We start from the raw sequence: 14,116 nt of genomic DNA on the forward strand, positions 1-14,116 counted from the left end.
AACATGGCATCGCATTGATCGCGCCGGATACGAGCCCGCGCGGCGCCGGCATCCCGAACGAAAGCGCGGCGTGGGACTTCGGCGTCGGCGCGGGTTTCTACGTCGACGCGACGCAGGAACCGTGGTCGAAGCATTTCCGCATGTACTCGTACGTGCGCGACGAGCTGCGCGAAACCGTGCTGACGAATCTCGCGATCGATGGCGAACGACTTGGCATTTTCGGTCACTCGATGGGTGGGCACGGCGCGTTGATGATCGCGCTGCGTAATCCGGAGATCTTCCGCTCGGTGTCGGCGTTCGCGCCGATCGCGGCGCCGTCGCGGTGTCCTTGGGGCGTGAAGGCGTTCACGGGCTATCTCGGCGAAGATCGCGGCGCGTGGCAGCAGTACGATTCGAGCGAACTGGTGGCGCGCGCTTCGCACCGGTTCGCCGAAGGCATCCTGATCGACCAGGGTTTGTCGGACCAGTTTCTCGCCGAACAGCTCAATCCGGATGTGTTCGAAGCGGCGTGCCGCGCCGCGGGACAACCGCTGACGCTGCGTCGGCATGAAGGCTACGATCACGGTTACTACTTCATCCAGAGTTTCATCGAGGATCATCTCGCGCATCACGCGAAGGTGCTGTTCGGGTAGGCGCCGCGTTCAGCCAGACGTGACAAAGGGACGCCGGATCATCTGCGGCGTCCCTTTGTTGCGGGCGAAACCGAAGGCTAGCGCTGGCGCAACAAACTCGCCCCGTATACCAGCGCAGCCAACGCGGTGATCCAGAAGCTCGTCGGCCAGTCGGTGTAGAAGGCGAGCGTGACGCCAAGCCACGCCTGCGCGAGCGCGAGCAGCGCGGCGAGAACGAGGCCGCTGGAAAGCCGCGTCGTGAAATTCTGCGCGGCCGCCGCCGGGCCCACCATCAGCGTGAACACCAGCAGCACGCCGACGATCTGCGTACACGCCGCGACGGCGAGCGCCGCGATCGCAAGAAACAGCACCGAGACGAGCCGCAGCGATACGCCTTTCGCTTCGGCGAGTTCCGGCTGCAACGACGCGAACAGCAGCGGCCGCATGATCGCCGCGAGCGCCAGCAGACTGACGATGCCGAGGCCGGTGAGCACCGCGAGCGTCGACGTATTCACGCCGAGCACGTTGCCGAACAGCAGCGCGGTGACCTGCGTCGCGTACGCGGTGAAGAAGTGCAGGAACAGCAGGCCGAAGCCGAGCGCGAGCGAGAGAATCACGCCAATCGCGACGTCGCGTCCGGCCAGCCGCTCACCGAGCGCGCCCATGCCGACACCCGCGGCGAGCGTGAAGCCGATCATCCCCCAGATCGGCGAGACGCCGATCAGCACGGCGCCGGTCGCGCCGGTAAAACCGACGTGCGAGAGCGCATGGCCGGCGAACGTCTGCCCGCGCATCACCAGAAAATAGCCGACGATGCCCGCCAGCACCGCGACGATCCCCGACGCGGCGAATGCGTTCACCATGAAATCGTATTCAAACATCGTGCGTGTGTCCGTGCGTCTTTGCGTGTGAATGCGCATGTCCGTGGTCATGACCGTGCGCGTGGCCGCTGCCGTGGTCGTGGCCATGATCGTCTTCGTGTTCGTGATCGTGCTTTTCGACTTCGACGTCGCCGGACATCACGAAGATGCGGCCGTTCACGCGCATCACGTCGATCGCCGAGCCATAGAGCCGCGACAGCACGGGCTTCGTGATCACTTCATCGACGGTGCCGAGCGCCGCCACGCCGCTGCCGAGATACAGCACGCGGTCGAGCGCGTGCAGCAGCGGATTCAGTTCGTGCGCGGAGAAGAGCACGGTGATGCCGAGTTCCTGCTGCACCCGCCGCACAAGTTCGACGACGTTTTTCTGATGATGCGGATCGAGGCTGATGAGCGGTTCGTCGAGCAGCAGCAGACGCGGATTGCCGAGCAGACATTGCGCAAGCAGCAGCCGCTGACGCTCGCCGCCCGACAGCTCCGACAATGGCCGCATCGCGAGTTCGCGCGCGCCGACCAGTTCGAGCACGCGATCGACTTCCTTGCGTGCCTTCGCGTTGTGATGCGGCAGGCCCCAGCGATGTCCATCGGCGGCCATCGCGACGAAATCGCGGCCCCGCACGCGGCGGCCGGCGAGCGCGCTGCGCGTCTGCGGCATATAGCCGATCGACGGATTGCCCCGTTCGACCGTCTCGCCCAGCACGCGGATCGCGCCGTTCGCGGCCGGCACGAGACCGAGCACCGCGCGCATCAGGGTGGTCTTGCCCGCGCCGTTCGGCCCGAGCACGCCGATGAACTCGTTCTGGTTCACGACGAGGCTCGCGTCGCTCAGGATCGCGCGGCCGCCCATCTCGAGCGTGACGCGATCGAGTTCGAGCACAGGTGCGGAGCCGCGCGGCGCGGCGCCAGTCGGTGTCATTGCGATTGTCCCTTTGCGTTGCCAGTAGCATCGCCCTTTGCTAGCGCCATGCCGAGGTCGTCGAGTTGCGACAGCATCCATTGCTGGAACGTCTTGCCGGCCGGCTGCGTCTCGGTGACGCTGACCGTCGGCACGTTCGACTGCTGCGCGAGCTTCAACATGCGTTTCGTGAGCGCCTCGGTTGCCTGGCTGTTGTAGATCAGTACGCGCACGCGTTTGCCACGCAGATCGCGCTCGAACGCGGCGATATCCGATGCGCTCGCTTCCGTGTCATTCATCGCGGCGAGCTGGAAACGCATGTTCCGCATGTCCAGACCGATTGCGTCCGACATGTAGCCAAAAACCGGCTCCGTCGCTGTGACGGGCGCGTGCGCATAGCTGGCGCGCAACGCGGCGATCTTCGCATCGACCGGCTTCAGCGAATCCAGAAACGTCGCGAGGTTCGCATCGTACGCCGTTTTGTTCGAAGGATCGGCGGCGACGAGCGCCGCGCTTACCGCGCGCGCCACCGCCGGCATCGTGCCGGGCGCGTACCAGAGATGCGGATTGTCGCCGCTCTTGTGGTCGGTGAGGTCCGCCGCGACGATCGTCGTGCGCTTCGTGTTCTTCGATGCGCCGAGCAGCTTCGTCATCCACGGATCGTAGTCGGCGCCGTTGTACACGACAAGGCTCGCGTTCTGCAACGCGCGTGCCGTCTTCGGGCTGGCCTCGAACAGGTGCGGATCCTGATCCGGATTGCTGAGGATGCTCACCACGCTCACATGATCGCCGCCCAGTTGACGCACGACATCGCCGTAGAAATTCTCCGCGGCCACCACTGGAATCTTCACGTCGGCGGCAAAGGCGGGATGGCCGGCCGCCAGCATGAGCGCGCCCGCTGCCAGACACGTCGATACGACGCGCGCGTGCCGCACGCGATTCCACAGCGAGCCAGGTGTTCTCATCATAGTCGTCGGGTCCTTGAAAGATGGGCGAGGGCGCGTGCAGGCGGACAGACAGATTCGAAGCCGACCTCATCCTGTCGCGAGTCGAGAATGATATAACATATCGCGAATTTTTTGGTATAGCGCGTTTGCTTGCGAGCTGTTCAGTGCGGGGAGAGCCAGGCTGGAGGCGGGTAAACACTGCCGCGTTGCAGCATCGAAATCCTGCATTGCGCCTTGACATGACCCATTGCGTATCCGATCATTCGATCACCAACAGAGCAATTGTTCGCGTAATGGGCGTTCGCTCACTGCGCGGAATATCGAAGGAACTGGAGACAGCATTGAACGCGCGATTGCAGGACAAAGTGGCGATCCTGACTGGTGCAGGCAGCGGAATCGGCGAAGCAGTGGCCCGGCGCTATCTCGACGAAGGCGCGCGCTGCGTGCTCGTCGACGTGAAGCCCGCGAGCGGGTTCGCGCAGGCGCTGACGCAAAGCCACGGCGAGCGCGTGCTGACGGTTTCCGCCGACGTCACGCGGCGCGACGACATCGAGCGCATCGTGTCGGCTACGCTCGGGCGCTTTGGCCGCATCGACATTCTCTTCAACAACGCGGCGCTTTTCGACATGCGCCCGATCCTCGACGAATCCTGGGATGTGTTCGACCGTCTCTTCGCAGTCAACGTGAAGGGCATGTTCTTTCTGATGCAGCGGGTCGCGCAGCAGATGGTCGAGCAGGGGCAGGGCGGCAAGATCATCAACATGTCGTCGCAGGCAGGCCGCCGCGGCGAGGCGCTCGTGTCGCATTACTGCGCGACCAAGGCCGCCGTGCTGAGCTATACGCAATCCGCCGCGCTCGCACTCGCGCCGCACAAGATCAATGTGAACGGCATTGCACCGGGCGTCGTGGATACGCCGATGTGGACGGAGGTCGATGCCCTCTTCGCACGCTATGAAAACCGTCCGCCCGGCGAGAAGAAGCGTCTTGTCGGCGAAGCGGTGCCGCTCGGCCGCATGGGCGTGCCGGACGACCTGACCGGCGCGGCGCTGTTCCTGGCCTCCGCCGACGCCGATTACATCACCGCCCAGACGCTCAACGTCGACGGCGGCAACTGGATGAGCTGAACCAGCACGCTGTACCCATCCGCCAGAAGCATCACACGAAGAACGACTAATCCAGAAGGAGACAACCATGAAACCCGCCTTGCAGACCGCGCTCAAGCTATTCGGCGCCAGTGCGGCCGCGTGTGCCGCGTTGAACGCATCGGCCGCGACCGTCACGATCGCAGCCCTCAACAACCCGGACATGATCGAACTGAAGAAGCTCTCGTCGAACTTCGAGCAGGCCAATCCGGACGTCAAGCTGAACTGGGTGATTCTCGAGGAAAACGTGCTGCGCCAGCGCGCCACGACCGATATCACGACCAACAGCGGCCAGTTCGACGTGATGATGATCGGCACGTATGAAGCACCGCAGTGGGGCAAGCGCGGCTGGCTCGCGCCGATCTCGGGCCTCTCCGCCGACTACGATCTCAACGACGTCGTGAAGAGCGCGCGCGACGGCCTGTCGTACAACAACCAGTTGTACGCGCTGCCGTTCTACGTCGAAAGCTCGATGACGTTCTACCGCAAGGACCTGTTCGCGGCGAAGGGCCTGAAGATGCCCGACCAGCCGACCTACGACCAGATCAAGGAGTTCGCCGACAAGCTCACCGACAAGGCCAGCGGCACATACGGCATCTGTCTGCGCGGCAAGGCGGGCTGGGGCGAAAACATGGCGTACGTGACAACGCTCGTCAACACGTTCGGCGGCCGCTGGTTCGACGAAAAGTGGCACGCGCAGCTGACGTCGCCGGAATGGAAGAAGGCGGTGAACTTCTACGTCGACCTGCTGAAGAAAGACGGCCCTCCGGGAGCCAGCTCGAATGGCTTCAACGAAAACCTGACGCTGATGTCCTCGGGCAAGTGCGCGATGTGGATCGACGCGACGGTCGCGGCCGGCATGCTCTACAACAAGTCGCAGTCGCAGGTCGCCGACAAGATCGGTTTCGCCGCGGCGCCGACGGAAGTCACGCCGAACGGGTCGCACTGGCTGTGGTCGTGGGCGCTGGCGATTCCGAAGTCGTCGAAGCAGCAGGAAGCCGCGAAGAAGTTCATCTCGTGGGCGACCTCGAAGCAGTACATCGAGCTCGTCGCGAAGGATGAAGGCTGGGCATCGGTGCCGCCGGGCACGCGTCAGTCGACGTATGCGCGTCCCGAGTACCAGAAGGCCGCGCCGTTCGCGAGCTTCGTGCTGAAGGCAATTGAAACGGCGGACCCGAATCATCCGACCGCGAAGCCCGTGCCGTACACCGGTGTGCAGTTCGTCGGCATCCCGGAGTTCCAGTCGTTCGGTACGGTGGTCGGCCAGAGCATCTCGGGTGCCATAGCAGGCCAGATGACGGTCGATCAGGCGCTCGCAGCCGGTCAGGCAACCGCCGATCGCGCCGTGCGTCAGGCGGGTTACCAGAAGTAGAAGTAACCCGCGGTCAAAGCGCCGGCTGACGTTCACGCGTCAGCCGGAACGCAGCAGCTCAGCGGGCTGCCGGTGTCCTGCAGCCCGCGTACTACCAGACAGGTGGTCCGATCATGCGTCATCTGCGCCTTCCTCTCATGCAAGTTCATCCCCAGACCGAAAAGGAACGCGAGACCCGCAAGGCGGCGTCCGCACGCTGGCTGGTTTCGCCATCGGTTGCCGTTCTGGTGTTGTGGATGGTGATTCCGCTCGCGATGACGATCTGGTTTTCGTTCTCGCGCTACAACCTGCTCAATCCCGATCTGAAGGGTTTCGCGGGTCTGGACAACTACAAGTATCTCGCCACCGATCCGGCCTTTGGACCGTCGATCCTGATCACGCTGGAGCTGATCGGCTCGGTGCTGATCATTACCGTGGTCGGCGGAATCCTGATGTCGGTGCTGTTCGACCGCAAGTTCTACGGCATGGGCGTGGCGCGTCTGCTCGCCATCGCGCCGTTCTTCGTGATGCCGACGGTCAGCGCGCTGATCTGGAAGAACATGATCCTGCATCCGGTGTACGGTCTCGTCGCGCAAGGCATGCGCGCGATCGGTCTCACGCCGGTCGACTGGTTCGCCAACTATCCGCTGACCGCCATCGTGATGATCGTCGCGTGGCAGTGGCTGCCGTTCGCGTTCCTGATTCTCTTCACGGCGATCCAGTCGCTCGATCAGGAACAGAAGGAAGCGGCGCGTATCGACGGCGCCGGCCCGATCTCGATGTTCTTCTACATCACGCTGCCTCATCTGCGACGCGCGATCGCGGTGGTGGTGATGATGGAAACGATTTTCCTGCTGTCGATCTTTGCTGAAATCTATACGACGACGGGTGGCGGTCCGGGCACGGCGACAACCAATCTGTCGTACCTGATCTACTCGCTCGGGCTTCAGCAGTTCGACGTCGGGCTGGCTTCCGCTGGCGGGATTCTCGCGGTGGTGCTGGCGAATATCGTGTCGATCTTCCTCGTGCGTATGCTCGCGAAGAACCTGAAAGGGGAGTACGAAAAATGAGCCAGCTTGCTGCCACTTCCGCTGCACCTGCTTCGTCGATCAATTCGCCGATGGCGAAGCTTCGACGCAGCATCCCCGGCATCCTCGCATGGTTCATAGCGTTGCTGCTGTTCTTCCCGATCTTCTGGATGACGATCACCGCGTTCAAGACGGAGCAGCAGGCGTATTCGTCGTCGCTCTTTTTCACGCCGACGCTCGACAGCTTTCGCGAGGTGTTCGCGCGCAGCAATTACTTTGCGTTCGCATGGAATTCGATCCTGATTTCCGTGGGCGTGACGGTGCTGTGCCTGATCCTCGCCGTGCCGGCCGCGTACGCGATGGCGTTCTTCCCGACGCGCCGCACGCAGAAAGTGCTGCTGTGGATGCTGTCGACGAAGATGATGCCGTCCGTCGGCGTGCTGGTGCCGATCTATCTGCTGTGGAAAGACACCGGACTGCTCGACACGGTGTCCGGCCTTGTGATCGTCTATACGCTCATCAACCTGCCGATCGCGGTCTGGATGTCGTTCACGTACTTCGCTGAAATACCGCGCGACATTCTCGAAGCAGGACGGATCGACGGCGCGGCGACGTGGCAGGAAATCGTCTATCTGCTGATGCCGATGTCATTGCCAGGTCTTGCGTCGACGTCGCTGCTGCTCGTGATCCTGTCGTGGAACGAAGCGTTCTGGAGCATCAACCTGTCGAGTTCGAACGCCGCGCCGCTGACGGTTTTCATCGCTTCGTATTCGAGTCCTGAAGGCCTCTTCTGGGCCAAGCTCTCGGCGGCTTCGCTGCTGGCGGTCGCGCCGATCCTGATCGTCGGCTGGCTGTCGCAGAAGCAGCTGGTGCGCGGCCTGACGTTCGGGGCGGTCAAATGACCGTGTCGACTCACGCGCTGATCTGCGATTGCGACGGTGTGCTGATCGACAGTGAAGCGATCGCCGCCCGGATGCTCGTGCACGAGCTGGAATCGCGCTGGCCCGACGCGGATGTCGCGCCTGTGGTGATGCCGCTGCTCGGCATGCGCACCGAGCACGTGCTCGATGCGACGGCCGCGCGTCTCGAGCGCACGCTGAGCGCCGCCGATATCGAAGCGATCCGCGAAGCGGTGAGCGCCGGCGCGATGGAAGCGCCGCTCGTCGAGGGCATCGTCGCGGCGCTTGGGCAGATTGCGCTGCGCAAGGCCTGTGCGAGCAACAGCAACACGGCCTACGTGCAGGCGGTGCTGGCGCGTACCGGGCTCGTCGAATTTTTCGGCGAGCGCGTGTTTTGCGCCGACAGCGTGGCGCACCCGAAGCCCGCGCCTGACGTCTATCTGGCGGCCGCGCGCGGTTTGAATCTGACGCCGGACGCATGTCTCGTCGTCGAAGACAGCGTGACTGGCGTGAGCGCGGCGAACGCGGCCGGCATGACGGTGATCGGCTTTATCGGCGGCGGCCACGCGAGCGAGGTGCAAATCGAGGCGCTGCGCGCAGCCGGTGCGGTACATGTGTTCGACGACATGCGACAACTGCCGGTATTCGTCACACAATGGATGGAGCGCGTCGCCATCGGCTCGCATTGATGCGAAGCGGCGCGCACGATTAACGTGAAAGTGGAAGCACCAGCAGCACCATCGGGAGACACATCATGGCAAGCCTGACCCTGCGCGACATCGCGAAGCGCTACGACGAAACCGAAGTGATGCGCAACATCAACCTCGACATCGCGGACGGCGAGTTCGTCGTATTCGTCGGCCCGAGCGGCTGCGGAAAATCGACGCTGATGCGCATGATCGCCGGCCTCGAGGACATCAGCAGCGGCGACCTGAACATCGACGGCGTGCGCGTGAACGACATTCCGCCGGCCAAACGCGGCATCGCGATGGTGTTCCAGTCGTACGCGCTTTATCCGCACATGACGCTGTACGACAACATGGCCTTCGGCCTGAAACTCGCCGGCACGAAAAAGCCGGAAATCGACGCAGCCGTACGCAACGCAGCGAAGATCCTGCACATCGACCATCTGCTCGACCGCAAGCCGAAGCAGCTGTCGGGCGGCCAGCGTCAACGCGTCGCGATTGGCCGCGCGATCACGCGCAAGCCGAAAGTGTTCCTGTTCGACGAACCGTTGTCGAATCTCGATGCGGCATTGCGCGTGAAGATGCGCCTCGAATTCGCACGCCTGCACGACGAACTGAAGACCACGATGATCTACGTGACGCACGATCAGGTCGAAGCCATGACGCTCGCCGACAAGATCGTCGTGCTGTCGGCGGGGAACATCGAGCAGGTCGGCAGCCCGAACCGCCTGTATCACGCGCCGGCGAACCGTTTTGTCGCGGGCTTTATCGGTTCGCCGAAGATGAACTTCTTCGAAGGCACGGTGCAGTCGGTGACAGCCGAGGGCGTGACGGTGCGCTACGACACGGGCGAAATGCAGCGCGTGGCCGTGGAGCCTTCGAAGGTGAAGGAGGGCGACAAGGTGACGGTCGGTATCCGGCCTGAACACACGCACGTGAATTCGGGCGAATACGGTGTTTCGGTGAAGACGATGGCGATCGAATCGCTCGGCGATGCGGCGTATCTGTATGCCGAATCGAGCGTGGCACCAGATGGCGTCATCGCGCGTATTCCGCCGCTGGAGCGCCATGAACGTGGCGAGACGTTGAAGCTGGGCGCCACGCCGGATCACTGCCATCTGTTCGATGCTGACGGTCAGGCGTTCGAGCGCAAGATCATCGAAGTGCTGGCGGCCTGACGCTTCGGGGTGCCTGCAGCGCGGTGTTCACTCCAGCCGCGCTGCAAGACCTGAACGGGCAACTGACTGCTGCGCCGTCTGCTGTCTCCCCGGCGGCGCGGCTTTTTTTGCGTTAGCGCTTGCGGCCGGTTTTGGCCGCCTCTTGTGTTCCCTCTTCCAGCGCCGCGCGCGCGCAGCGTTCGTCGGTCACCAGACCCGACAGCCAGCCGCCCTTCAACGCCGCGATTACCGCATCGCGTTTGCGCTCGCCGCCGGCGAAGCCGATCGTCGGCCGTTTCGGCGGCGAATCCAGATAGAGGCTCGTGACGCGATTGCCGGTCGGCGAGACGACCCGCGCGCCCGATGCGCTGATCGGCAGCCCCAGCATTTCCGCCACCGCGCCGCGCTGAACCAGATCCTTCACTTCGGCCGACGTGATGAACCCGTCCTCATGCAGCGGACAGTCCGGCCCGATATTGCCGATTCCGACAAACGCGACATCCGCCGACCCCGACAGCGATTCGACGATGCGATACAGCCGGTGATTGACCCACTGCGCGCGCTCGGCTTCGTTATCGGCGATGAGCGGCGCGGGCAGCAAAAAGTGCTTGCCGCCGGTTTTCTCGGAGATATGCAGCGCGACGTCGTAGCGGTTCGACGAGCCGTCCTGCGCGATCGCGCCCACCATCGACACCAGCCGGTGCTGCGGCCGGTCGAGCTGCGCGATCTGGTCGACGGCGGCCTTCAGCGTACGCCCGCTGCTCACCGCGACGATCATCGGCTTTTCCTCGAGCAGATAGCGCTCCATCACCTGCGCGCCGGCGACGGCCAGCTTGCGGTCGATCTCTTCGGGCGTGTCGTCGTCGACCGGGACGATTTCGCAGAACGACAACCCGTAGCGCTTCGACAGCTGGTCGGCAAGCGCGAGGCAGTCGGCCAGCTGATGATCGACGCGCACGCGAATCAGGTTCTTTTCGACCGCGAACGCGACGAGCCGCTGCGCGACCGGGCGCGACACCTGGAGCTTTTCCGCGATCTCGTTCTGGGTGTTGCCCGCGACGTAATAGAGCCACGCGGCGCGGGTGGCGAGATCGAGTTTTTCGGTAGACCTGGACACGATGGATCTTTGACGTGAGCGGCTTGCGCCGCGTGACAGGGTTCGGTGCGGCGACGAACGGAAATCGGTCGCGCGCCGATGATAGCAGTCGTCTTTCTAAAACCAGTTGCGCGTCCAGACGCCGGACGCGCGCACATCAATGGCTCACGCCAGTGGCGCGCGCGCCGGATCGAAGAGCGGCCGCACATGCCGGTAGAGCGCGCGGTACGCGTCGAGCCGTGCGCGCAACGCGGCATGCCGTGCGGGGTCCGGTGTGAATTCGATTTCGACGGGCGGCTTCGTCAGCACGGTCGCTGGATCGCCGCCGGCTGCGAGCCAGCCGAGCCGGGCCGCGCCGAGTGCCGCGCCGGTTTCACCGCCGCCGTGCTTGCGCGTCGGTGTGTCGAGCGCGTCGGCGAGCAGTTGCGCCCAGTAGTTGCTGCGCGCGCCGCCGCCGATCAGCGACAGCGCGCGCGCTTCGGTGCCGGCGGCACGCAGCGCGTCGAGGCCATCGGTGAGCGCGAGCGTCACGCCTTCGAGCACGGCGTAGCCAAGCAGCGCGCGATCGGTCGCGTGCGTCATGCCGAAGAACACGCCCTGTGCGTACGGGTCGTTGTGCGGCGTGCGTTCGCCCGAGAGATAGGGCAGAAAGAGCGGCGCGGTAGCGAGCGCGTCGTGCGGAAGGGCGGCGACTTCGGCGAGCAGCGTCGGCTCGTCGGTCGATGTGAGCTTGCAGACCCAGCGCAGACAGCTTGCCGCCGAGAGCACCACGCTCATCTGATGCCAGCGATCAGGAATCGCATGACAGAACGCGTGTACCGCCGATGAAGGGTTCGGCCGGAACCGGTCGCCGACCACGCACAGCACGCCTGACGTCCCGAGCGACACGAAGCCGTCGCCCGGCTGGATCGCGCCGATGCCGATCGCGCTGGTCGCGTTGTCGCCTCCGCCGGCCGCCACCACGACGCCGTCCTTCAGGCCGAATTCGCGTGCCACCTGCGGCCGTAACGTGCCCGACGGCGCGCTGCCTTCGGCAAGCCGCGGCATCTGCGCGCGACGCATGTCGCACGCGGCGAGCAACGCGTCCGACCAGTCGCGCTTCGCGACGTCGAGCCACAGCGTGCCGGCCGCATCCGACGGATCGGACACTTTCTCGCCGGTGAGCATCAGACGCAGGTAATCCTTCGGCAGCAGCACGCAGGCCGTCTTGCGGAAGCGTTCAGGTTCGTGCCGCTGTACCCACAGCAGCTTCGGCGCGGTGAAGCCGGGCATCGCGAGATTGCCCGCGATGCGATGCAGCTCGGGCGCGCGTGCGGTCAGCTCGCCGCATTCGTCGACGCTGCGCATGTCGTTCCACAGGATCGCCGGGCGCAGTACGCGATCTTCAGCATCGAGCAGCACGGCGCCGTGCATCTGGCCCGACAGGCCGATGCCGCGAATCTGCGCGAATTCGTCGGGATGACGTGCACGCAGCGCGGCGAGCGCGGCGCGTGTGCCGTCCCACCAGTCGGCCGGATTCTGCTCGGCCCAACGCTGATGCGGACGCGAAACGGTGAACGGTGAGCCCGCGGTGCCGATCACGCGCCCGGTGGGTGCGAGCAGCAGGACTTTTACTTCGGACGTGCCGAGGTCGATGCCGAGATACATGGGCGCGGAACCTTCGTCATTGGGATGCGCTACTTTATCCGCACACGGCGGCCGTCGCCATGCGCATTAGACCTGGCTCGCGTGCATGCACCTCGAGACCGTGTTTCACCACGTGCTGTTGTGTCGATCCGTCGATCGCGCGTCGTCAGCCCCGCTTTGCGAGCCACGCATCGACGCGGCCCACGGCAGCCCGCAGCGCGTTTTCGAGCTTCGGTGTCTGCGCCATGCTGCCCCACAGGAGACGGTCGGCGCAGAACGCCTGTAGCGGGTCCGGCGCGGCGAAGAAACCGCGCGCGACGCTCTCGTCCATCACGCCGTCCTGATATGCGTACGGCAGCTTGCCAGCCTGCCAGCGGTCGAGGAAGCGGAAGAACAGCGCGGGCAGCATCGCGGTGGCCGCCGGTTCGACGCCGCGCGCGAAGCATTCCGCAAGCGTCGGCGCGATGAAGCCGGGGATCTTGGAAAAGCCGTCGGCGGCCACGCGCTGGTTCGTGTCCTGGATGAACGGATTGCTGAAGCGTTCCAGCACGACATCGCGATAGCGTTCGAGGTCGAGCGGGCTCGGCGTGAGACACGGGATCACGTCCTGCGTGACGTAGTCGTACGCGAACTTCTGGATATCGGTGTCGATCGTGCCTTCGTGGATATAGCGCAGCCCGACGAGCGTCCCCGCCCACGCGATGCAGCTGTGCGTCGCGTTCAGGATGCGGATCTTCGCTTCCTCGTAGGGCAGCACCGATTCGACCAGTTCCGCGCCGACCTTTTCCCACGCGGGACGCCCCGCACGAAAGTTGTTTTCGATCACCCACTGGATGAACGCTTCGCCCATCACCGGGCAGGCGTCGTTGAAGCCGGTTGCGGCGAGCACGCGTTCACGGACGTCGTCCGTGGGGCGCGGCGTGATGCGGTCGACCATCGAATTCGGCGAGCTCGTGTTCGCGTCGAACCAGGTTTTGAGCGTCGCGTCGCCGCGCCGGTCGAGAAACTCGCTCATGCCCGCGTGAAAACGCTCGCCGTTGCTGCGCAGGTTGTCGCACGACTGCAGCGTGACGGGGCCTGCATTGCGTTTCATGCGCGCTTCGAGGATCGCTGAGAGTGCGCCATAGATGGTCGTGCGGCCGCCTTTGAGGTCGGCGGCGAGATCGGCGTTGGCGGTGTCGAGGTGGTCGTGTTCGTCGAGGTAATAGCCGCCTTCGGTGACCGTGAACGCGATGATCCTGCAGGCCGGATCGGAACCGGCTTCGACGAGCCCGGTGAGATCGGCCGACCACGGCAGCACGCGTTCGATCGAGCGGATGGTTTCGTACGCACGCTCGCCGTGCGGCGTGACGGTTTCGAGCGTGTAGACGCCGTCCTGCGAGGCAAGCGCCTCCAGCACGGCGTTCATGTCGCCACGGATATTGCCGACGGTCAGCGACCACTGCGGCTCGCCGGCCGCGCGCGCTGCGTTGAGCCGGTGCAGATACCACGCCTGATGTGCGCGGTGAAACGATCCCGCGCCGATGTGCAGGATCACCTGGACGTTCGCGTCGCTGCTCATACTCGTCTCCTGTCGACCAGAGTTGGCGCTTTAGCGCCTTACTCTGGTCCCATGCAAGTTATTGCGGTCGACCAGAGTTGGTGCAAAGCGCTTACTCCGGTCCCATGCAAGATGGTTGCTGTACTGGCGCGCACGTCTTTGAGCGTGCGCTTTTCTCGATGAGAGATCATTTGCTCTGTGTGTGAACGAATGATCGTATCCGGCGAATCGAAAGTCAAGGCAATGCGAGGCGCTTT

Annotated in this window: 13 protein-coding genes; 7 read left to right on the forward strand and 6 right to left on the reverse strand. The window is 64.3% G+C overall.

Annotated features, from left to right (window positions below):
* Positions 1-632 (forward strand): S-formylglutathione hydrolase (gene fghA, locus LPA34_RS08105; protein WP_228976823.1); only part of this gene is annotated, 632 nt, incomplete at its 5' end.
* Positions 633-709: 77 nt separating this feature from the next.
* Here fghA and LPA34_RS08110 read toward each other — a convergent pair.
* The 3 genes from LPA34_RS08110 to LPA34_RS08120 are packed head-to-tail and all read right to left on the reverse strand — an operon-like array spanning position 710 to position 3,352.
* The gene (locus LPA34_RS08110) at positions 710-1,492 is read right to left on the reverse strand and encodes a metal ABC transporter permease (protein WP_228976825.1); all 783 of its coding nucleotides are present in this window, start codon (positions 1,490-1,492) and stop codon (positions 710-712) included.
* Complete coding sequence (locus LPA34_RS08115; protein WP_228976826.1) at positions 1,485-2,408, reverse strand: ABC transporter ATP-binding protein; 924 nt, start codon at positions 2,406-2,408, stop codon at positions 1,485-1,487. The genes LPA34_RS08110 and LPA34_RS08115 overlap by 8 nt, the downstream gene beginning before the upstream one ends.
* Positions 2,405-3,352 (reverse strand): metal ABC transporter solute-binding protein, encoded by a 948-nt coding sequence (locus LPA34_RS08120; RefSeq protein WP_411178880.1) that lies wholly within the window; start codon positions 3,350-3,352, stop codon positions 2,405-2,407. Before LPA34_RS08120 ends, LPA34_RS08115 begins: the two co-directional genes overlap by 4 nt.
* A gap of 275 nt (positions 3,353-3,627) precedes the next feature.
* On the opposite strand from LPA34_RS08120, the gene LPA34_RS08125 reads away from it, so the two are divergent.
* The 6 genes from LPA34_RS08125 to LPA34_RS08150 all read left to right on the forward strand — a co-directional run bounded on the left by LPA34_RS08125 (position 3,628) and on the right by LPA34_RS08150 (position 9,618).
* Entirely contained in the window at positions 3,628-4,458 is an 831-nt protein-coding gene (locus LPA34_RS08125; protein ID WP_228976828.1) for an L-iditol 2-dehydrogenase, read from the forward strand.
* Between the two features lie 67 nt (positions 4,459-4,525).
* Positions 4,526-5,848: an ABC transporter substrate-binding protein gene (locus LPA34_RS08130; RefSeq protein ID WP_228976830.1), complete on the forward strand. Its 1,323-nt coding sequence runs from the start codon at positions 4,526-4,528 to the stop codon at positions 5,846-5,848.
* A gap of 113 nt (positions 5,849-5,961) precedes the next feature.
* The gene (locus LPA34_RS08135; protein WP_407672545.1) at positions 5,962-6,897 is read left to right on the forward strand and encodes a carbohydrate ABC transporter permease; all 936 of its coding nucleotides are present in this window, start codon (positions 5,962-5,964) and stop codon (positions 6,895-6,897) included.
* A complete protein-coding gene (locus LPA34_RS08140) occupies positions 6,894-7,757 on the forward strand; it encodes a carbohydrate ABC transporter permease (protein ID WP_407672546.1) in 864 nt (287 codons plus the stop codon). The genes LPA34_RS08135 and LPA34_RS08140 overlap by 4 nt, the downstream gene beginning before the upstream one ends.
* Positions 7,754-8,443 (forward strand): HAD family hydrolase, encoded by a 690-nt coding sequence (locus LPA34_RS08145; RefSeq protein WP_228976834.1) that lies wholly within the window; start codon positions 7,754-7,756, stop codon positions 8,441-8,443. Before LPA34_RS08140 ends, LPA34_RS08145 begins: the two co-directional genes overlap by 4 nt.
* Positions 8,444-8,508: 65 nt before the next feature.
* Positions 8,509-9,618, forward strand: coding sequence for an ABC transporter ATP-binding protein (locus LPA34_RS08150; RefSeq protein ID WP_228976836.1), 1,110 nt, complete (start codon positions 8,509-8,511; stop codon positions 9,616-9,618).
* A gap of 112 nt (positions 9,619-9,730) precedes the next feature.
* Here LPA34_RS08150 and LPA34_RS08155 read toward each other — a convergent pair whose 3' ends face one another.
* From LPA34_RS08155 to dalD, 3 genes are all read right to left on the reverse strand, one after another.
* The gene (locus LPA34_RS08155; protein ID WP_228976839.1) at positions 9,731-10,714 is read right to left on the reverse strand and encodes a sugar-binding transcriptional regulator; all 984 of its coding nucleotides are present in this window, start codon (positions 10,712-10,714) and stop codon (positions 9,731-9,733) included.
* Positions 10,715-10,858: 144 nt separating this feature from the next.
* Positions 10,859-12,340, reverse strand: a complete 1,482-nt coding sequence (xylB, locus tag LPA34_RS08160) for a xylulokinase (RefSeq protein ID WP_228976840.1) — start codon at positions 12,338-12,340, stop codon at positions 10,859-10,861.
* Between the two features lie 145 nt (positions 12,341-12,485).
* The gene (dalD, locus tag LPA34_RS08165) at positions 12,486-13,880 is read right to left on the reverse strand and encodes a D-arabinitol 4-dehydrogenase (RefSeq protein WP_228976843.1); all 1,395 of its coding nucleotides are present in this window, start codon (positions 13,878-13,880) and stop codon (positions 12,486-12,488) included.
* Between the last annotated feature and the right edge of the window lie 236 nt (positions 13,881-14,116).

Source organism: Paraburkholderia gardini (assembly GCF_907164575.1).
GTDB lineage: Bacteria > Pseudomonadota > Gammaproteobacteria > Burkholderiales > Burkholderiaceae > Paraburkholderia > Paraburkholderia gardini.